19 protein-coding genes are annotated in these 17762 nt (G+C 68.5%); 12 read left to right on the forward strand and 7 right to left on the reverse strand.

What is annotated here, in order from left to right:
• The first annotated feature begins 21 nt into the window (after positions 1 to 21).
• The 6 genes from RSO68_RS05925 (at position 22) to RSO68_RS05950 (ending at position 5514) form a co-directional block, all read left to right on the forward strand.
• On the forward strand, positions 22 to 1044 hold the full coding sequence (locus tag RSO68_RS05925; RefSeq protein WP_089847682.1) for a TRAP transporter substrate-binding protein: 1023 nt from the start codon (positions 22 to 24) through the stop codon (positions 1042 to 1044).
• A 198-nt stretch (positions 1045 to 1242) separates the two neighbouring features.
• Positions 1243 to 1821: a TRAP transporter small permease gene (locus RSO68_RS05930; RefSeq protein WP_089847684.1), complete on the forward strand. Its 579-nt coding sequence runs from the start codon at positions 1243 to 1245 to the stop codon at positions 1819 to 1821.
• 35 nt (positions 1822 to 1856) lie between these two features.
• A complete protein-coding gene (locus RSO68_RS05935; RefSeq protein ID WP_089847685.1) occupies positions 1857 to 3140 on the forward strand; it encodes a TRAP transporter large permease in 1284 nt (427 codons plus the stop codon).
• Positions 3141 to 3173: 33 nt separating this feature from the next.
• On the forward strand, positions 3174 to 3617 hold the full coding sequence (locus RSO68_RS05940) for a universal stress protein (protein ID WP_089847687.1): 444 nt from the start codon (positions 3174 to 3176) through the stop codon (positions 3615 to 3617).
• A 144-nt stretch (positions 3618 to 3761) separates the two neighbouring features.
• Positions 3762 to 4448, forward strand: coding sequence for an FKBP-type peptidyl-prolyl cis-trans isomerase (locus RSO68_RS05945; protein WP_089847689.1), 687 nt, complete (start codon positions 3762 to 3764; stop codon positions 4446 to 4448).
• Positions 4441 to 5514 carry a poly(3-hydroxybutyrate) depolymerase gene (locus tag RSO68_RS05950; RefSeq protein WP_315585812.1) on the forward strand — a complete coding sequence of 358 codons (1074 nt, stop codon included), beginning with the start codon at positions 4441 to 4443 and terminating at the stop codon, positions 5512 to 5514. Before RSO68_RS05945 ends, RSO68_RS05950 begins: the two co-directional genes overlap by 8 nt.
• A gap of 47 nt (positions 5515 to 5561) precedes the next feature.
• On the opposite strand, the gene RSO68_RS05955 is transcribed toward RSO68_RS05950, so the two are convergent.
• Together RSO68_RS05955 and RSO68_RS05960 are read right to left on the reverse strand one after the other, a co-directional pair.
• Entirely contained in the window at positions 5562 to 6155 is a 594-nt protein-coding gene (locus tag RSO68_RS05955) for an SCO family protein (RefSeq protein ID WP_089847695.1), read from the reverse strand.
• A 2-nt stretch (positions 6156 to 6157) separates the two neighbouring features.
• On the reverse strand, positions 6158 to 6667 hold the full coding sequence (locus RSO68_RS05960) for a hypothetical protein (RefSeq protein WP_089847771.1): 510 nt from the start codon (positions 6665 to 6667) through the stop codon (positions 6158 to 6160).
• Between the two features lie 108 nt (positions 6668 to 6775).
• On the opposite strand from RSO68_RS05960, the gene RSO68_RS05965 reads away from it, so the two are divergent.
• Entirely contained in the window at positions 6776 to 7690 is a 915-nt protein-coding gene (locus tag RSO68_RS05965) for an AEC family transporter (protein WP_315585813.1), read from the forward strand.
• Positions 7691 to 8039: 349 nt separating this feature from the next.
• Here RSO68_RS05965 and trmB read toward each other — a convergent pair whose 3' ends face one another.
• Entirely contained in the window at positions 8040 to 8780 is a 741-nt protein-coding gene (gene trmB, locus RSO68_RS05970) for a tRNA (guanosine(46)-N7)-methyltransferase TrmB (protein WP_089847699.1), read from the reverse strand.
• Positions 8781 to 8913: 133 nt separating this feature from the next.
• On the opposite strand from trmB, the gene RSO68_RS05975 reads away from it, so the two are divergent.
• The gene (locus RSO68_RS05975) at positions 8914 to 9294 is read left to right on the forward strand and encodes a DUF423 domain-containing protein (RefSeq protein ID WP_089847701.1); all 381 of its coding nucleotides are present in this window, start codon (positions 8914 to 8916) and stop codon (positions 9292 to 9294) included.
• Here RSO68_RS05975 and RSO68_RS05980 read toward each other — a convergent pair whose 3' ends face one another.
• Together RSO68_RS05980 and RSO68_RS05985 are read right to left on the reverse strand one after the other, a co-directional pair.
• A complete protein-coding gene (locus tag RSO68_RS05980) occupies positions 9295 to 9708 on the reverse strand; it encodes a PaaI family thioesterase (RefSeq protein WP_089847703.1) in 414 nt (137 codons plus the stop codon).
• A gap of 184 nt (positions 9709 to 9892) precedes the next feature.
• Positions 9893 to 12079 (reverse strand): malate synthase G, encoded by a 2187-nt coding sequence (locus RSO68_RS05985; RefSeq protein ID WP_315585814.1) that lies wholly within the window; start codon positions 12077 to 12079, stop codon positions 9893 to 9895.
• Positions 12080 to 12325: 246 nt separating this feature from the next.
• Between RSO68_RS05985 and RSO68_RS05990 the strand changes: the two genes are divergently transcribed.
• On the forward strand, positions 12326 to 13300 hold the full coding sequence (locus RSO68_RS05990) for an alpha/beta hydrolase (protein WP_089847707.1): 975 nt from the start codon (positions 12326 to 12328) through the stop codon (positions 13298 to 13300).
• Entirely contained in the window at positions 13297 to 13788 is a 492-nt protein-coding gene (locus RSO68_RS05995) for a hypothetical protein (protein ID WP_089847709.1), read from the forward strand. The genes RSO68_RS05990 and RSO68_RS05995 overlap by 4 nt, the downstream gene beginning before the upstream one ends.
• Positions 13789 to 13815: 27 nt before the next feature.
• Here the strand turns inward: RSO68_RS05995 and RSO68_RS06000 are convergent, their stop codons facing one another.
• Both RSO68_RS06000 and RSO68_RS06005 read right to left on the reverse strand, forming a co-directional pair.
• Positions 13816 to 15318 carry a YifB family Mg chelatase-like AAA ATPase gene (locus RSO68_RS06000; RefSeq protein ID WP_315585815.1) on the reverse strand — a complete coding sequence of 501 codons (1503 nt, stop codon included), beginning with the start codon at positions 15316 to 15318 and terminating at the stop codon, positions 13816 to 13818.
• An 87-nt stretch (positions 15319 to 15405) separates the two neighbouring features.
• Positions 15406 to 15831 carry an accessory factor UbiK family protein gene (locus RSO68_RS06005; RefSeq protein WP_089847713.1) on the reverse strand — a complete coding sequence of 142 codons (426 nt, stop codon included), beginning with the start codon at positions 15829 to 15831 and terminating at the stop codon, positions 15406 to 15408.
• Positions 15832 to 16123: 292 nt separating this feature from the next.
• On the opposite strand from RSO68_RS06005, the gene RSO68_RS06010 reads away from it, so the two are divergent.
• Both RSO68_RS06010 and RSO68_RS06015 read left to right on the forward strand, forming a co-directional pair.
• On the forward strand, positions 16124 to 16462 hold the full coding sequence (locus RSO68_RS06010) for a P-II family nitrogen regulator (RefSeq protein ID WP_089847715.1): 339 nt from the start codon (positions 16124 to 16126) through the stop codon (positions 16460 to 16462).
• A gap of 38 nt (positions 16463 to 16500) precedes the next feature.
• Positions 16501 to 17751, forward strand: a complete 1251-nt coding sequence (locus RSO68_RS06015) for an ammonium transporter (protein ID WP_315585816.1) — start codon at positions 16501 to 16503, stop codon at positions 17749 to 17751.
• The last annotated feature ends 11 nt before the right edge of the window (positions 17752 to 17762 follow it).

The following is a 17762-nucleotide window of genomic DNA, read 5'->3' on the forward strand; positions in this document are numbered from 1 at the left end:
ACCTGTAGAGGGATCACAAGAATGAAGTCACAGAAACTGTTGACGAGCGCCGGTATTGGCGCACTGATGGTTGGCATGTCCACCGCTGCCATGGCTGATAACTGGCGCTACGCCCACGAGGAGTACGAAGGCGACGTGCAGGACGTCTTCGCGGTCGCCTTCAAGGACTACATCGAGGCGAACTCCGATCACTCGCTGCAGATCTACCGCTTCGGCGAGCTCGGCGAGTCCGACGACATCATGGAGCAGACCCAGAACGGTATCCTGCAGTTCGTCAACCAGTCTCCCGGCTTCACCGGCGCGCTGATCCCCGAGGCACAGATCTTCTTCATCCCCTATCTGATGCCCACCGACATGAATCAGGTGCTCGAGTTCTTCGACGAGAGCAAGGCCATCAACGAGATGTTCCCGGAGCTCTACGCCGAGCAGGGCCTCGAGCTGCTGCAGATGTATCCGGAAGGCGAGATGGTGGTCACCGCCGATGAGCCGATCACCTCGCCGGCGGACTTCGAGAACAAGAAGATCCGCACCATGACCAACCCGCTGCTGGCCGAGACCTACAGCGCCTTCGGCGCGACGCCCACGCCGCTGCCCTGGGGCGAAGTCTACGGCGGCCTGCAGACCGGCATCATCGACGGCCAGGAAAACCCGATCTTCTGGATCGAGTCCGGCGGCCTCTACGAGGTCTCGCCGCACCTGACCTTCACCAGCCACGGCTGGTTCACCACCGCGATGATGGCCAACCAGGACTTCTTCGAGGGCCTCTCCGACGAGGACAAGGAGCTGGTGCGCGCCGCCTCCGACGCGGCCTACGACCACACCATCGAACACATTCAGGGACTGGCCGAGAGCTCCCTGGAGAAGATCCAGGCGTCCTCTGACGAGGTCACCGTGACGCGTCTCGACGACGCGCAGATCCAGGCCTTCAAGGAGCGTGCTCCCCAGGTCGAGGAAGAGTTCGTCGACATGACCGGCGAGAGCGGCAAGGAACTGCTCGAGCAGTTCAAGGCCGACCTCGAGGCAGTGAAAGACGACGCGGAGTAACCTCTATCGACGTCGCCTCGACAGGGGGGTGGCCCGCCCGGGCCACCCCCCTGCTGTTTCTGGGCAGGGAATTTCCAGGCATGCGCGAGCGTGCACCCAGCGTTGATGTCTCGGGTCTCGGTGGCCGGTCGCGGCGCGTATGCTGGACTTCTAGGAATCCCTGATTCCCCGCATCGCATGCTGAAAGGGAGCGCGGACATGACCGAAGAAGAGTCCGAAAAGCATTACCGCTCGGGATTGCCGGGCTTTCTGGGCACCATCGACACCTTCATCAGTAAACTCGAGGCGGTCATTCTGGCGCTCGGCGTGCTGCTGATGGCCTTCAACACGATCGCCAACGTTATCGCCCGCTTCGTGTTCGGCGACAGCATCTACTTCTCCGGCGAGATCAATCGCATCCTGATCATCATGATCACCTTCGCCGGCATCGGCTATGCCGCTCGGCACGGCCGCCATATCCGCATGTCGGCCATCTACGATGCGCTTCCCGTGGGCGGGCGCAAGGCGCTGATGATCTTCATCGCGCTGGGCACCTCGCTGGTGATGTTCTTCCTGCTTTACTACTCGATCATCTACATCCTGGACCTCCACGACAAAGGCAGGATCCTGCCGGCACTGGGCTTCCCGATCTGGATCATCTACGTCTGGGCACCGCTCGGCTTTTTGATCACCGGCATCCAGTACCTGCTCACCGCGATCAAGAACCTGACGTCGCGGGACGTCTATCTGTCGACCGGCGTGCTCGACGGTTACAAGGATACGGAAACGGAAGTCTGACCTGACGGTGGGCAGAAAGCCCGGGGGAACGCAAGATGACGACAATAATGGTTACCACCATGATCGCCCTGCTGCTGCTGGGCTTTCCCATGATGATCCCGCTAATCACTGCGGCGGTCATCGGTTTCTTCATGATGTTCAATGGCCTGGGCCAGATGGACACGCTGATCCAGCAGATGATGGCGGGCATCCGCCCGGCCTCGCTGATCGCGGTGCCGATGTTCATCCTCGCCGCGGACATCATGACGCGAGGCCAGTCGGCCGAGCGTCTGATCAACATGGTGATGTCCTTCATCGGCCACGTGAAGGGCGGGCTGGCGGTCAGCACCGCCGCCTCCTGTACCCTGTTCGGCGCGGTGTCGGGCTCCACCCAGGCCACCGTGGTGGCCGTCGGCTCGCCCCTGCGCCCCAAGATGCTAAAGGCGGGCTACTCCGACTCCTTCACCCTCGCGCTGATCATCAATGCCAGCGACATCGCCTTTTTGATCCCGCCGAGCATCGGCATGATCATCTACGGAGTCATCTCGGGGACCTCCATCGCCGAGCTGTTCATCGCCGGCATCGGCCCGGGGCTGCTGATCCTGCTGATGTTCTCCATCTACTGCGTGATCTACGCCACCCTGCGCAAGGTTCCCACCGAGCCGAAGTCGAGCTGGGGCGAGCGCTTCACCGCGGTGCGCCTGGCGCTGTGGCCGCTGGGCTTCCCGGTGATCATCGTCGGCGGCATCTACGGCGGCATCTTCAGCCCAACCGAGGCGGCGGCGGCCTGCGTGCTCTATGCCATCTTCCTGGAATTCCTGATCTTCCGCTCCCTGAAGATTCCGGACATCTACGCGATCGCCAAGTCCACCGGCCTGATCACCGCCGTGGTGTTCATCCTGGTCGCGGTGGGTAACGGCTTCTCCTGGATCATCTCCTTCGCCCAGATCCCCCAGGAGCTCCTGGCGGCGGCAGGCATTCACGAGGCCGGTCCCACCGGCGTGCTGATCGCCATCTGCATCGCCTTCTTCGTGGCCTGCATGTTCGTCGATCCCATTGTGGTGATCCTGGTGCTGACGCCGATCTTTGCCCCGGCCGTCGCGGCCACCGGCCTGGATCCGGTGCTGGTCGGTATCCTGATCACCCTGCAGGTGGCGATCGGCTCGGCGACCCCGCCCTTCGGCTGCGACATTTTCACCGCGATTGCCATCTTCAAGCGGCCCTACCTGGACGTGATCAAGGGCACCCCGCCCTTTATCATGATCCTGGTGCTGGCGGCGACTCTGCTGATCCTGTTTCCGCAGATCGCCCTCTTCCTTCGCGACCTGGCCTTCCGGTAAGCCTCGCGACTCGGCCTTAGGAGAACGACGATCATGTTCAATCGCATACTGGTCCCGGTGGACGGGTCCAAGGGTGCCATGAAGGCGCTGGAGAAGGGCGCAGGCCTGCAGATGCTCACCGGTGCCGAGCTCTACATCCTCTGCGTCTTCAAGCACCACAGCCTGCTCGAGGCCTCGCTCTCCATGGTGCGTCCCGACAAGCTGGACCTCCCCGACGACGTGCTCAAGGAATACGCCACTGAGATCGCGGTGCACGCCAAGGCGCAGGCCGAGGAACTCGGGGTGCCGCCGGAGCGGATGCGCGCCTTCGTCAAGGGGGGGCGGCCGTCGCGCACCATCGTGCGCTTCGCCCGCAAGCGCGAATGTGACCTGATCGTGATCGGCTCCCAGGGCACCAACGGCGACAAGAGCCTGCTGCTGGGCAGCGTCGCCCAGCGAGTGGCCGGCTCCGCCCACTGCCCTACCCTGATCATCTAACCCCGACGCGAGGCGTCAGCGAACCGGTTTGCCGGCACCCTCCACGGGTGCGGAACCGGTTCGGCACTGTTAGAGTCCCAGCATTCCGATCTTGCGTATTCTATCCATCCAAGGCGCCACGGCGCCGGACCACAAGGTTGCTTCATGAAGACACTGCTGACCACCGCCTCCCTCGCCGCCCTGCTGACTGCCGCGCCGCTGGCCCTGGCCGCGCCGGAATCCGAGGACGAGAAGCTGAGCTACAGCCTCGGCGTGACCCTGGGTCAGAGCATCCAGCAGGACGTGGCGGATCTCGACATCGACGCCTTCACTCAGGCCATTCGCGACGTCTTCGGCGGCGAGGAGCTGGAGATGAGCGATCAGCAGATGGCCGAAGCCCTGACCGCCTTCCAGCAGCAGGCCATGGCCTCCCGCGAAGCCGAAGCCGAGCAGAAGGCCGCCGCCAACCGCGCCGAAGGCGAGGCCTACCTGGCCGAGAACGCCGAGCAGGACGGCGTGACGGTCACCGACTCCGGCCTGCAGTATCGCGAGCTGGAAAGCGGCGACGGCGCCACGCCCGTGGCCGGCGATACCGTTCAGGTCCACTACGAGGGCACGCTGATCGACGGCACCGTCTTCGACAGCTCCTACCAGCGCGGAGAGCCGGTCAGCTTCCAGGTGGGCCAGGTCATCGAGGGCTGGCAGGAGGCCCTGCAGCTGATGAGCGTGGGCGATACCTGGGAAGTGGTGATTCCCTCCGAGCTCGCCTACGGCGCTCAGGGCCAGGGCCCCATCGGTCCTCACGAGACCCTGATCTTCAAGGTCGAGCTGCTCGACGTCACCGGTGAGTGATCCGGCCGCGATGCGTCCCGTCCGCTGCCTGTCGGCCGTCGGTCTCTGTCTGACGCTGGGCATGGCCGCTCCCGCGGTCGCCCAGTCAACGCCGGAGTCGCTGCCCCGCCTCGGGCTCGCCGCACACGACGCCAGCGTGATCGGCGTCTCCTCGGGGGGCTACATGGCCACCCAGCTGGCGGTGGCCTGGCCGGAGCGTTTCAGCGGGCTCGGCGTGCTCGCCGCCGGCCCTTGGGCCTGCGCCCGCGGCTCCCTGAGCCTGGCTCTGGGCCAGTGCATGGGCACCCACAAGGGCCCGCCCGACCTGGAACTCCTGGCGGATCGTTACCGCGACTATCGCGAGCGCGATCTGGTCGGTGAGGCCGAGGCGCTCGCCGAGCTGCGGGTCTTCATCTGGCAGGGCGCCGAAGACGACACCGTGGCCCCGGCGCTCGGCCAGGCACTCGCCGAGCAGTTCCGTGGCTGGCTGGCCGCGCCCGAGGAGCAGCTGAGCCGCGTGGAGAGCGAGCAGGCCGGCCACGGCTGGCCGGTGGCGGCAGATACTCAGGCGCCCGTGCAGGAGCTCGCGGACTGCCGCGAGGGAGGGGCCACGCACCTGCTGACCTGCGACCGGGACATCGCCGGCGAGGCGCTAGGCTGGCTGCATGGCGAGCTCACCCCGCCCGAGGCGCAGGAGGCCTCCGGCCGGCTGCTCGCCTTCGATCAGGCAGACTTCGATGCCCGGGGGCTCGCTGACACCGGCTACCTCTACGTGCCGGAACGCTGCGAGGCGGGGGGCTGCACGCTCACCGTGGCGCTGCACGGCTGCGCAATGGGTGCCGAGCAGATCGGCGAGACCTTCGTGCGCCACAGCGGCCTGAACGACTGGGCCGCCGCCAACGAGCGGGTGGTGCTCTACCCCCAGGCGGAGACCAGCCTGCCCAACCCCCAGGGGTGCTGGGACTGGTGGGGCTTCGCCGAGAGCGCCTGGCAGCTCGACCCGCTGCACGACACCCGCGAGGGCACACAGACCAGCGCCCTGATGGCCATGATCGCGCGCCTGCAGGCGGCGCCCGAGACGCCCTGAGCCGGCGCCGCCGGGCGGCGCTCCCGCAGCGGTTGGATCGGAGGGCGTCAGCCCTCCGCCAGGGCCTGCTCCAGGGCCGCCTGGAGCGGGCCCGAGGTGGGAGAGTGCAGCACGCGACGCCGGATCTCTCCGTCACGGTCGACCAGAAACAGCGAAGCGCTGTGGTCGATGGTGTAGGCCATGGCGGAGTCCGGAGTCTCCACCCGGCGCCAGACCACTCCGTAGCGCTCGGCCAGCGGCGCCAGCTCCTCCGGGCTGGCGGTGGCGCCGATGAACGCCTCGCCGAAGAACGCCAGGTACTCCTCAAGCCGCGCCAGGGTATCCCGCTCCGGATCCAGCGAGATCATCAACGGCACCACCCGGCGGCGCTGCGCGGGGTCCAGCCGCTCCATCGCCTGACGCACCACGGCGAGCCCCATCGGGCAGACGTCGGGGCACCAGGTGTAGCCGAAGAAGACCACCGCCAGCTGATCCTCCTCGAGCTGGCGCAGCGAGAAGTCGCCCTCGGTCGACGCCAGCTCGATCGGACCGCCCTCGGGCTCGCCGTCGGCCGGCGACGACTGTTGGGTGAAAGCCACGCCGACCGCCACCAGCATCGCCAGTACCGCGGAAAGCCCCAGCCAGATGCCACGTCGCCTCATCGTCATCGCCTCTCTACCTCGAAGTCGAACCAGCTTCCCAGACGCCCCCGGGGCGTGTCCACGACCACCTTCGCCCGCCAGGGCATGACCGCTTCGGTGCAGATCGAGACCTGCCCCGCGCCGCGGAATACCCCGCCGCCCTCGGCCTCGAGGGGGAAGCGATGCAGCCCCATGTCCATCTCGCGGCCGACGAAGTCGACCCGCACGGCCTCGGCCGGCGTGCCGGAGACGCGCACCTCCAGCGGCAGGCGCTCGAGGGGCCGGATTGCCCCCTGGGAGACCACCGCCAGGCTCAGCTCGGCGCCGCCGCCCAGGCGCGCGGTACACGGCGCCGCGGAGGGATCGCAGGCGGCCCGCGCCGGAGGCATCCAGCGCACCTCGGCCTCGTCGCGCAGGCTATAGCTGGTCAGGTACCAGAGGGCCACGGCGAGGGTCAGCAGGGTGACTGTGATCAGCAGGTGCAGCAGCGGCAGGCGCGCCGCGCCGCTCGACGACGGGATACGCGGGGGCATGGCGAAGCGCGAGGCCTCCATCGGTGGCAGGATGCGGGTAAGCTTACCAGTATTTACCGGCGGCGAAGTGCGCGAGGATGTCGCAGGGAACGTTCACGAGGGGGTGTCATGGAAGGCGTAGGCAGTGCACTGGGACCGCTGTTCCTGCTGATCCTGCTGGGCGCGGGGCTCGGCCGCTGGCGCCAGCCGGGCGGGGATTTCTGGCCGCAGATGGAGCGGCTGATCTACTTCCTCCTGTTTCCCGCCATGCTGGTGTCGACCCTGGCCGGCGCGGATGTCGGCCAGGTGCCGGTGGCGCGGCTCGCCCTGGCGCTGCTCGGCGCCCTGGGGCTGTTCGGTCTGCTGCTGTGGGGGCTGCGCCAGCGGCTCGGCCTCGAGCCCGCCGCCTTCACCTCGACCCTCCAGGGCGCGCTGCGCTTCAACACCTACGTCGGCGTGGCCGGCGCGGCGGCCCTGCACGGCACGGCCGGGACCACGGTGGCGGCGGTCGCCGTGGCGCTGCTGGTGCCGATGGTCAACGTGCTCTGCGTGGTCAGCTTCATCGCCGCGGGCACCCTCGGCACGGCGAGCCTGGGGCGCAGCCTGGGAGCGCTGGCGCGCAACCCGCTGATCCTCGCCTGCCTGGCCGGCATCGGCCTGAACGCAAGCGGCGTCGGCCTGCCCGGCTGGAGCGCGCCCACCGTGGAGCTGCTCGGTCGCGCCGCCCTGCCGCTGGGTCTGGTGGCCGTGGGCGTGGCGCTGCGACCCGCCGCGCTGCTGCGGCTCGACCGCGGCGTCTGGGCCGCCAACCTGATCAAGCTGGTGCTGATGCCGGCGACGGTGCTAGCCCTGGCCCTGCTGCTCGGCCTGGACCCGGTGAGCCGGGACGTGGCGCTGCTCTTCGCCGCCCTGCCCACCGCCACCTCGGCCTACATCCTGGCCCGTCAGCTGGGCGGCGACGCCGAGCTGATGGCGGCGCTGATCACTGGCCAGACGCTGCTGGCCATGGCGACCCTGCCGCTGTGGCTGAAACTGGTCGGCTGAAGCCGGTCGGCCGAGATGGATCGGGCAAGCCGGGGCTTTCGATCTCTTAACGAAAACATTTCTTGTTTGCATTGACGACGCAAACGAGAATGATTACTCTGCAAGGGTGGCGTTGATGAGGCGCCACGACCGGACAGGGCCCCTGCCAGTGCCCTGTCAGGATTTCTCCCTCTCATTGTTTGTCACGGTTCTTGTCGCCGCCCCCACGGGCGGCGTTTTTTTGTGCGCCTCTTACGCGTCGGCCCTTTGCCACCTGCTTCCTTGCCAGCCGCCCTGTTACCACCGGCCCCATGCAAGACGCCCCCGGGATCGAAGGATCGCCGGGGGCGTCTGCTGGCCGTGTGATCACTCAGTCGTCGCGTCGGAAGATCAGGTCCCAGACGCCGTGGCCGAGCCTCTCGCCGCGCGCCTCGAACTTGGTCAGCGGGCGAAATTCGGGGCGCGGCACGTAGGGGGCCGTCTCGGGATCGGCGGTATTGGCAAAGCCCGGCGCCTCCTGCATCACCTCGGCCATCCACTCGGCGTAGGCCTGCCAGTCGGTGGCCATGTGCAGGGTGCCGCCGAGCGTGAGGCGGCTGCGCACCAACTCGACGAAGGCGTACTGCACGATGCGCCGCTTATGGTGCTTCTTCTTGGGCCAGGGATCGGGGAAGAACAGCTGCAGGGTGTCGAGGCTCGCCTCGGGCAGGCACTGTTCGAGGACGGCCAGGGCGTCCTCACGATAGACTCGCAGGTTGGTCAGGCCGCGCTTGTCGGCCTCGTCGAGCAGCTTGCCGACGCCCGGCGCGTGCACCTCGATGCCGATGAAGTCGGTATCCGGATGGCGCTCGGCCTGCTCGACCAGCGAGGCGCCCATGCCGAAGCCGATCTCCAGCACCCGCGGCGCCCGGCGGCCGAACAGCGCATCGAGGTCCTGGCGGCCCTCGGCCAGGGTCAGCCCCAGGCGCGGCCAGACCTCCTCGAGCCCGCGGGTCTGAGCCTGGGTCATGCGCCCGGCGCGCAGCACGTAGCTCTTGATGCCGCGGCGATGCAGCGGGGCCTCGGGCCCTTCGGGGCCGGTCGTCTTGTCGTCGTGTCGCGGGTCGCTCATGGGCTGGGGAGAACTCGTTGGCAACGGTGATTCGGGGCCAACATTGTAGCGGCTAACGCGCCGCCGGGGTACGGTGGGCGGCCAAACGCCACCCTAGACAGTACGCGGAGACGCACTCATGCAGGACAGAGCCATGCAGGACAGAGGCTGGTGGTTCGGGGCGGCCCTCTCCGGGGCCCTGGTGGTCATGGCCGGCGCCTTCGGCGCCCACGCCCTGGAGGGAGCGCTTGCGCCGCGCCTGGCGGCCGCCTTCGAGACCGGCGTGCGCTACCAGGCCTGGCATACCCTGGCGCTGCTCGCCGTGCTGGCCTGGCGCGCCACGACGCCGCTGGTCGGCCAGCGCCTGGCGCTCGGCCTGTGGGCGGGGGGCATGCTGCTCTTCTCGGGCTCGCTCTACGCCCTGGCGCTGACCGGCATGGGTCGATGGGGCATGATCACCCCGTTCGGAGGAGTGCTGCTGATCGCCGGCTGGCTGGCCCTGGCGGCGGCGGTAGTGCGTGCCCGCCCCGGCTGATCAGTCGCCGTCCGGCAGCGCATAGGTGGCCGTGACCAGTGCCACCGGCTGCTCGTCACCCGCCGAGAAGAGCTGCACCTCACCCACCGCCAGGCGACGCCCCAGCTTGAGTAGCCGAGCGTTGGCGATGACGTCGCGATCGCCCCGGGGGCGGCGCAGGAAGCGGCAGTGCAGGTCGCTGGTCACGGCCATCGGCTCGGGGCCGATCTGGGCGAGGATCGCCACATAGAGGCAGACGTCGGCCAGCCCCATCAGGGTAGGGCCGGAGACGCTGGCGCCGGGGCGCAGGTGCTCGTCCTCGATGGCGAGGCTCATGGTGGCGCGCATCTCGCCGACCCCCTCGATGGTGCCGGTGCGCTGGGGAAAGACCTCGTCGAGGAAGTCCTCGATGGCGGCGGCGGTCATCACGGTCATGGCGCATCTCCCGTCGATAGGGGGGTGAGGGTGGGCCTTCACGATAGCGAAACCGGCCCCGCCCCGACAGTCGCCGAACGTCGCGCGCCAAGCCTGGCCGGCAAACACGAAAACGCCCCCGCGGCGGCAGCCGTGGGGGCGTTGCGGGTTCAGGAGGCGGGCGGGCCCGCGGCCTGGAACGGCCTTACTTGGCCTTGTGCACCGCGCGCCAGTGGTGCAGGAGCGGCTCGGTGTAGCCGGACGGCTGCTCGCAGCCCTTGAAGACCAGGTCGCTGGCGGCCTGGAAGGCGGTGGAGGCGGCAAAGTCGTCGCTCATCGCCGTGTACTCCGGATCGCCGGCGTTCTGCTGATCGACCACCTTGGCCATGCGTTCCAGGGTCTCCTGGACGCGGGCGGACTCGACCACCCCGTGACGCAGCCAGTTGGCGATGTGCTGGCTGGAGATCCGCAGGGTGGCGCGATCCTCCATCAGGCCCACGTCGTGGATGTCCGGCACCTTGGAGCAGCCCACGCCGTGCTCGACCCAGCGCACCACGTAGCCGAGGATGCCCTGGCAGTTATTGTCCAGCTCCTGCTGGATCTCCTTGTCGCTCCACTCGGGCGTCTCGGCGACCGGAATGGTGAGCAGCTCGTCCAGCAGCTTTTCATGAAGGGCGGGCTCGCCCTGACCTTCCATCTCGCGCTGCAGGGCCGCCACGTCCACCTGGTGGTAGTGCAGGGCGTGCAGGGTCGCGGCGGTGGGAGACGGCACCCAGGCGGTGTTGGCGCCGGCCTTGGGGTGGCCAATTTTCTGCTCGAGCATGTCCGCCATCAGGTCCGGCATGGCCCACATGCCCTTGCCGATCTGGGCGCGACCGCGCAGGCCGCAGGCCAGACCGACCTGAACGTTGTTCTGCTCGTAGGCCTGGATCCAGGCGGCGCCCTTCATGTCGCCCTTGCGGATCATCGGGCCGGCTTCCATGGCGGTGTGCATCTCGTCACCGGTGCGGTCGAGGAAGCCGGTGTTGATGAACACCACCCGCGACGGCGCCTCATTGATGCACGCCTTGAGGTTGGCCGAGGTGCGACGCTCCTCGTCCATGATGCCCATCTTCAGGGTATCGCGGGCCATGCCGAGGATGTCCTCGATGCGGCCGAACAGGGTATTGGCGAAGGCGACTTCCTTCGGCCCGTGCATCTTCGGCTTGACGATGTACATGGAGCCGGTGCGCGAGTTGCGCGGCTCGCCCTCGCCCTTCTTCAGGTCGTGCAGGGCGATCAGCGAGGTGACGATGCCGTCGAGGATGCCCTCGGGCAGCTCGTTGCCCTCGGCGTCGAGCACAGCCGGGGTGGTCATCAGGTGGCCGACGTTGCGCACGAACATCAGCGAGCGACCCGGCAGGGTCACGCTGCCGCCGTCGGTGCCCTGCCAGGTGCGATCGCCCTTGAGGCGGCGGGTGATGGTCTTGCCGCCCTTCTGGACCTGCTCCTCCAGGTCGCCCTTCATCAGCCCCAGCCAGCTTGCGTAGACGCCGACCTTGTCCTCGGCGTCTACCGCGGCCACGGAGTCCTCGCAATCCATGATGGTGCTCAGCGCGGCCTCGACGATCACGTCCTTGACGCCGGCCGGATCGGTCTTGCCGATGGCGTCACTGGGATCGATCTGGATCTCCAGGTGCAGGCCGTGATTGACCAGCAGCAGCGCGGAGGGCGAGGCGGCTTCGCCGTCGAAGCCCAGCAGCTGCTCGGGCGCTTTCAGGACGGTCTCGCCACCGCCCTCGAGGGAGACGACGAGCTTACCGTCGCGCAGGGCATAGCCCACTGCGTCGCTATGGGAACCGCTGGCCAACGGCGCGGCGCGGTCGAGCACGCCCCGGGCGTAGGCGATGACCTTCTCGGCGCGTTTCGGGTTGAAGCTCGCGCCCTTCTCGGCGCCGTCGTCCTCGGGGATGGCATCGGTGCCGTAGAGGGCGTCATAGAGGCTGCCCCAGCGCGCGTTGGCGGCGTTGAGGGCATAGCGGCCGTTGTTGACCGGCACCACCAGCTGCGGACCGGCCTGGGTGGTGATCTCGTCATCGACGTTGGCGGTGGTCACTCCGACCTTGGCCGGTGCCTCGACGAGATAGCCGATCTCCTCGAGGAAGGCGCGGTAGGCGGCCATGTCGCGCACCGGGCCGGGGTTCTCACGGTGCCAGGTGTCGAGCTTATCCTGCAGGCGGTCGCGCTCGGCGAGCAGCTCACGGTTCTGTGGGGCCAGGTCATGGAAGAGCGCGTCGACCCCGCTCCAGAAGGCCTCGGGGTCGACGCCGCTACCCGGCAGGGCCTGTTCGTTGATGAAGCGGTCCAGCTCGGCGGCCACCTGGAGGCGGTGGCGAGCAATGCGTTGGGTCATGGGTCGTACTCCTCGTGCTTGGCTGCTCGGTGCCCCCTGGCACCGACCGGCCGGACAGGGAAAGATGACTGCGTAGCATCGATTTTGTGGAAATTGCTTCCACATGTAAAGCCGTTGCCGGCATGACGGGGCGTAAGCTAGACCAAATGATGAGGTCGCAAACCCCACCCCGCAGGCCCGCTAACAGGCTTCGCTGGTCGCGCCCTCGGCTTGGCGCTAGCATGAACGAGCATTGCGGAGAAACCGATGAGCGACTTCACCCCCCTGCAGGCCCTGGGGCCCCTCGCCCCCGCCGACCTCTCCGGTCAGGCGCTCGAGCACTACCTGGGCCACTACGGCCTGGCGCCCCTGCTCGCCGAGCGGGTAGGGCTCTACGTGGGCTATCTGCAGGCCGGCGATTTTCGCCTCTGGACCCAGGTCTGGAGCCCCGAGACGCCCCTCGGTACCGCCTTCGTCGTGCACGGCTACTTCGATCACCTCGGTCTCTACCGCCACCTGCTGGAATGTCTGCTCGCGCGGGGCTGGCGGGTGGTGCTCTGGGACCTGCCGGGTCACGGCCTCTCCAGCGGCCGGCGCGCCTCCATCGACGACTTTGAAGACTATGGCCGCTGCCTGCACCATCTGCAGCAGCATCTGCACGGCGAGGGACTGGCGCCGCGTCCCTGGCTCGGCGTCGGGCAAAGCACCGGGGCGGCGATTCTCGCCACCGATGCCCTGACCCGCGGCGACGACGGCCACTGGTCGGGACTCGCGCTGCTGGCCCCGCTGGTGCGTCCCTGGGGGTGGAACCAGTCTAGCTGGCTGCACCGCCTGGTGGGCCCCTTCGTGGAGTCGATCCCGCGCAAGTTTCGCGCGAATTCCACCGATGCCGAGTTCGCCGACTTCCTTCGCGAGGGCGATCCCCTGCAGGCCGATCGCCTGGCGATGGACTGGGTCGGCGCCATGCGCCGCTGGATGCCGCGGCTGCTGGCGCTGCCGCCGAGCCCGGTGCCGACGCTGATCCTGCAGGGCGAGCAGGACCTGACCGTGGACTGGGAATGGAACCTCGAGGTGCTTAACCGCAAGTTCCCCAACGCCGAGATCCATCGCCACCCCGAGGCCCGTCATCACCTGGTCAACGAGGCCGAGCCGATTCGCCGCGAGCTCTTCACGGTGCTCGACCGCTTCGTCGCGACGCTGGCCGCGACCGACGAACCGAGCAGAGGGAAGCGCTCGCCATGATCAGCCGCCTGCCATTGCTGCCGTTCCTGGCCTGCCTGCTGCTGCTCGTCGGCTGCGCCGGCGCCCCGGAGCGGCCGACCAGCGTGCGCCAGGCGCTGTTCGGCCTGAGCGAGCGCGCCGCGGAGAAGGTCACTGAAACCCCGCCCCTGCCGCGCCCGGCGGTCGACGAGGTCCTGCTGCTGACCATGCCGGAGGTCGATACCCGGCTGGGGCTCGCCGACACGCGCCTGCTCGAGAGCCTGACCCGGGCCCTGCTGGCGGTCGACGACGGCCCCCAGGTCCTGGAGTGGCGGGCGGCCATGGCCCAGGGGGGCCACGACAACCAGTGGCGCCTGGAGAGCCGCCTGAGCGCCGACGGCCCACGCCTGACGCTCTCGGACCGCGAGCTGCTGCCCTACCGCCTGAGCCTGACGCTTCGCCGCCTGGGACGCGACGCGCCCGCCTGGCGCACCGAGATCAGCGGCGCGCTGGATGCCACGGCCCTCTGACCGCGAGCGCCTTCATGCGTTGACCGATCACCCCTTGAGCAGCCGATCGAGCTGTCGATAGCCGATGGCCTCGATCAGCTGGTCACGCCTGGGTCGCGCCTCCCCGGCCAGATCGGCCAGGGTCAGGGCCACCCGCAACACCCGGTGATAGGCCCGCGCCGATAGCCTGAGCCGCTCCAGCACGCCGGCGAGCCAGGCCCGATCCGCGGCCTCGAGGCCGCAGGCCTCCTCCAGGGCGCGTCCGGACAGCCGGGCATTGAGTCCGCCACGGGTGGCCTGCTTCGCCCGCGCCGCCAGCACCCGCTCGCGAACCACCGCCGAGGGCTCGCCCGGCTCGCGCGAGGTCAGTTGCTCCGGCGCCAGCGCCGGCACCTCCACCTGGAGGTCGATGCGATCGAGCAGCGGGCCGGAGAGCCGCGACTGGTAGCGCTGGATCTGCGCCGCCGTGCAGTGGCAGGGCCGACGCGGGTCACCCAGGTGCCCGCAGGGACAGGGATTCATCGCCGCGACCAGCTGGAAGCCGGCGGGGAAGCGTCGCTCGTGGTTGGCGCGGGCGATATGGATCTGCCCCGACTCCATGGGCTCGCGCATCACCTCCAGCACGTGACGGGAGAACTCCGGCAGCTCATCCAGGAACAGCACGCCCCGATGGGCCAGGGAGATCTCGCCGGGGCGCGGCTTCGAGCCACCGCCCACCAGGGCCACGGCGCTCGCCGTATGGTGCGGGGAACGGAAGGGCCGAACGCCCCACTGGGCGACGTGGGACAGCCCGCTGACCGAGCGGATCGCCGCCACCTCCAGCGCCTCCTGCTCGGTGAGCGGCGGCAGGATGCCCGGCAGGCGGCTGGCCAGCATGGTCTTGCCGGTGCCGGGCGGACCGGCGAACAGCAGGTTGTGGCCGCCGGCCGCCGCCACTTCCAGGGCGCGGCGCGCCTGGTGCTGGCCGCGCACATCAACGAGATCCGGGCCCGGCTCCGACGCCGGGGCGGGGCCAGGCGCACGGTGGGGAAGCAGCGGCGTCTGGCCGAGCAGGTGGGCCACCACCTCGAGCAGGTGGTCGGCGGGCAGCACCTCCAGGTCGCCGGCCAGGGCCGCCTCATCGGCGTTGGCCCGGGGTACGATCAGCCGGCGGCGCGCCTGGCGCGTGGCCATGGCCATCGGCAGCACCCCGCTGAGCGGTCGCAGCCGGCCGTCCAGGGCCAGCTCGCCGGCGCACTCGACTCCGTCGAGTGCCTCGGGGGGCACCTGGCCCGAGGCCACCAGCAGCCCCAGGGCGATGGGCAGATCGAAGCGGCCGCCCTCCTTGGGCAGGTCGGCGGGGGCGAGGTTGAGGGTAATGCGCCGCAGGGGGAAGTCGAAACCGGCATTGACCAGGGCGCTGCGGACGCGCTCGCGGCTCTCCTTCACCGCGGCCTCCGGCAACCCCACCAGGGTGATGCCGGGCAGTCCATTGGCCAGATGCACCTCGACCAGCACCTCGGGCGCCTCGAGTCCGAGGCCGGCCCGGGTGTGGATAATTGCCAGCGTCATGCGCGATCCCTCGCTGCCTGTCTGCCCTCAGGCTAGACCAGGCCGGCGAGGGGCGCCCGGCGAGGGGTGCTCGGCGCCGGGCGAGGATCAGCGGTTGGACTCGCCAGCGCCGGCGTCTTCCTCCGGGTTTGAATCTGGGGCGCTCGACTCGGTGCGCGAATCGGAACCTGCCTCAGGGCCGGGTTCGGGCTTCGACTCGCTCGTGGCGGCAGCACTCGGCTCCTCCGGCAGCGCCTCGGTCGAGGCGCTCGCCGTTTCCCGCGAGGCGTCGGCGTCCAGAGCCTCTTCCAGCGCCGCCACCTGCTGTTCCAGCGACTCGACGCGCGACCGGGTACGCTGCATCACATCCATCAGGATGTCGAAGTCCTCCCGCGACACCAGCTCCAGGCGATCGAAGGCGCCCTTGACCACCTGCTGGATGCCCTTCTGCACCTCTTCCGGGGCCTGGGACGCCCCCTGCAGCCGGTCGCCGATCTGCTGGGCCAGGCGGCTGATGCGATCGTGGCTCACCATGGTGTCTCTCCTGAATCGTGGGTGGATGCCTGTCCAAAGGATACGCAAGCCACCGGCAGGGCGCATCATTCGCCGCTGCCTACTTCTGGTGCACATGCGCCACGGCGAGGCACCAGAAGAGTGCGCGCCCTCCGCCCGCCTCGCGCGCCCCGTCGAATGGCGAGCCGACATGGCCCCTCCAGCCAACTGATTTCACGAAACTATCGTGGGAAGTGGCACGGTTTGCGCAAAGTCATGACAACCACTTCTCGGGGGGCACCACGCCGCCCACCTTCAGCAGGGGAGATCCGTCATGAAGCTGATCACCGCCATCATCAAGCCCTTCAAGCTCGACGACGTCCGCGAGGCGCTCGCCGATAACGGCGTGCAGGGCATCACCGTCACCGAGGTCAAGGGCTTCGGCCGCCAGAAGGGCCACACCGAGCTCTATCGCGGTGCAGAGTACGTCGTCGACTTCCTGCCCAAGGTCAAGGTCGAGGTCGCCGTTGACGACGGGCGCCTCGAGACCGTGCTGGACGCCATCTGCAGCGCGGCCAACAGCGGCAAGATCGGCGACGGCAAGGTCTTCGTCACGCCGCTGGAGGACGTGATCCGCATCCGCACCGGCGAGCGCGGTGCCGATGCCGTCTAACTGCCACTCCCTTTCCTTCCCGACGTGGAGAGACACCCATGAGTGAACTTCCCGAACTGAGCTACGCGCTCGATACCTTCTACTTCCTGATCTGCGGCGTGCTGGTGATGTGGATGGCCGCCGGCTTCTCGATGCTCGAGGCGGGCCTGGTGCGCTCCAAGAACACCGCCGAGATCCTCACCAAGAACATCGCCCTGTTCGCGATCGCCTGCACCATGTACCTGCTGGTCGGCTACTACCTGATGTACTCCAGCGATGCCGGCGGCTTCCTGCCGAGCCTGGGCGCGCTGATCGGCAGCGAGAACGGGGTCGAGGCGGTGCTCGCCGGTGGCGATGACGCCCCCTACTACTCCATGCGCTCGGACTTCTTCTTCCAGGTGGTGTTCGTGGCAACCGCCATGTCCATCGTCTCCGGTGCCGTGGCCGAGCGCATGAAGCTGTGGGCCTTCCTGGCCTTCGCCGTGGTCATGACCGGCTTCATCTACCCGGTGTCCGGCTACTGGACCTGGGGCGGCGGCTGGCTGTCCGAGGTCGGCTATTCCGACTACGCCGGCTCGGGCATCGTGCACCTCGCCGGTGCGGCGGCGGCGCTCGCCGGGGTCATCGTGCTCGGCCCGCGCAAGGGCAAGTACGGCAAGAACGGCAGCATCTACGCCATCCCCGGCGCCAACCTGCCGCTGGCCACCCTGGGTACCTTCATCCTGTGGATGGGCTGGTTCGGCTTCAACGGCGGCTCCGAGCTGAAGATGTCCGACGTCTCCTCCGCCAACAACGTGGCCCAGGTGTTCGTGAACACCAACGCGGCCGCCGCCGGCGGCGTGATCGCCGCGCTGATCCTGGCCAAGCTGTGGTTCCGCAAGGCCGACCTGACCATGTCGCTGAACGGCGCCCTGGCGGGCCTGGTGGCCATTACCGCCGACCCGCTCTCGCCCAGCGCCCTGGGCGCCGCCCTGATCGGCGCCGTGGGTGGTCTGCTGGTGGTCCTCGCCATCGTGACCCTGGACAAGCTGAAGCTGGATGACCCGGTGGGTGCCATCTCCGTGCACGGCGTGGTGGGTATCTGGGGCGTGCTGGCCGTACCGCTGACCAACAGCGGAGCCAGCTTCGGTCCGCAGATCATCGGCATCCTCGGCATCTTCGTCTGGGTGTTCGTGGCCAGCCTGATCGTCTGGCTGATCCTCAAGGCCGTGATGGGCATCCGGGTCACCGAGGAGGAAGAGTACGAAGGGGTCGACCTGACCGAATGCGGCCTGGAAGCCTACCCCGAGTTCGGCGCCTCCAAGTCGTGAGACTCACCCCC

This window comes from Halomonas saccharevitans, from assembly GCF_032333995.1.
GTDB lineage: Bacteria > Pseudomonadota > Gammaproteobacteria > Pseudomonadales > Halomonadaceae > Halomonas > Halomonas saccharevitans.

Excerpts from the sequence above, each read along its gene's own strand:
- RSO68_RS05925 (WP_089847682.1), top strand. The coding sequence starts at position 22 with ATGAAGTCACAGAAACTGTTGACGAGCGCCGGTATTGGCGCACTGATG.
- RSO68_RS05930 (WP_089847684.1), top strand. The coding sequence starts at position 1,243 with ATGACCGAAGAAGAGTCCGAAAAGCATTACCGCTCGGGATTGCCGGGC.
- RSO68_RS05935 (WP_089847685.1), top strand. The coding sequence starts at position 1,857 with ATGACGACAATAATGGTTACCACCATGATCGCCCTGCTGCTGCTGGGC.
- RSO68_RS05940 (WP_089847687.1), top strand. The coding sequence starts at position 3,174 with ATGTTCAATCGCATACTGGTCCCGGTGGACGGGTCCAAGGGTGCCATG.
- RSO68_RS05945 (WP_089847689.1), top strand. The coding sequence starts at position 3,762 with ATGAAGACACTGCTGACCACCGCCTCCCTCGCCGCCCTGCTGACTGCC.
- RSO68_RS05955 (WP_089847695.1), bottom strand. The coding sequence starts at position 6,155 with ATGAGGCGACGTGGCATCTGGCTGGGGCTTTCCGCGGTACTGGCGATG.
- RSO68_RS05960 (WP_089847771.1), bottom strand. The coding sequence starts at position 6,667 with ATGCCCCCGCGTATCCCGTCGTCGAGCGGCGCGGCGCGCCTGCCGCTG.
- RSO68_RS05965 (WP_315585813.1), top strand. The coding sequence starts at position 6,776 with ATGGAAGGCGTAGGCAGTGCACTGGGACCGCTGTTCCTGCTGATCCTG.
- trmB (WP_089847699.1), bottom strand. The coding sequence starts at position 8,780 with ATGAGCGACCCGCGACACGACGACAAGACGACCGGCCCCGAAGGGCCC.
- RSO68_RS05975 (WP_089847701.1), top strand. The coding sequence starts at position 8,914 with ATGCAGGACAGAGGCTGGTGGTTCGGGGCGGCCCTCTCCGGGGCCCTG.
- RSO68_RS05980 (WP_089847703.1), bottom strand. The coding sequence starts at position 9,708 with ATGACCGTGATGACCGCCGCCGCCATCGAGGACTTCCTCGACGAGGTC.
- RSO68_RS05985 (WP_315585814.1), bottom strand. The coding sequence starts at position 12,079 with ATGACCCAACGCATTGCTCGCCACCGCCTCCAGGTGGCCGCCGAGCTG.
- RSO68_RS05990 (WP_089847707.1), top strand. The coding sequence starts at position 12,326 with ATGAGCGACTTCACCCCCCTGCAGGCCCTGGGGCCCCTCGCCCCCGCC.
- RSO68_RS05995 (WP_089847709.1), top strand. The coding sequence starts at position 13,297 with ATGATCAGCCGCCTGCCATTGCTGCCGTTCCTGGCCTGCCTGCTGCTG.
- RSO68_RS06000 (WP_315585815.1), bottom strand. The coding sequence starts at position 15,318 with ATGACGCTGGCAATTATCCACACCCGGGCCGGCCTCGGACTCGAGGCG.
- RSO68_RS06005 (WP_089847713.1), bottom strand. The coding sequence starts at position 15,831 with ATGGTGAGCCACGATCGCATCAGCCGCCTGGCCCAGCAGATCGGCGAC.
- RSO68_RS06010 (WP_089847715.1), top strand. The coding sequence starts at position 16,124 with ATGAAGCTGATCACCGCCATCATCAAGCCCTTCAAGCTCGACGACGTC.
- RSO68_RS06015 (WP_315585816.1), top strand. The coding sequence starts at position 16,501 with ATGAGTGAACTTCCCGAACTGAGCTACGCGCTCGATACCTTCTACTTC.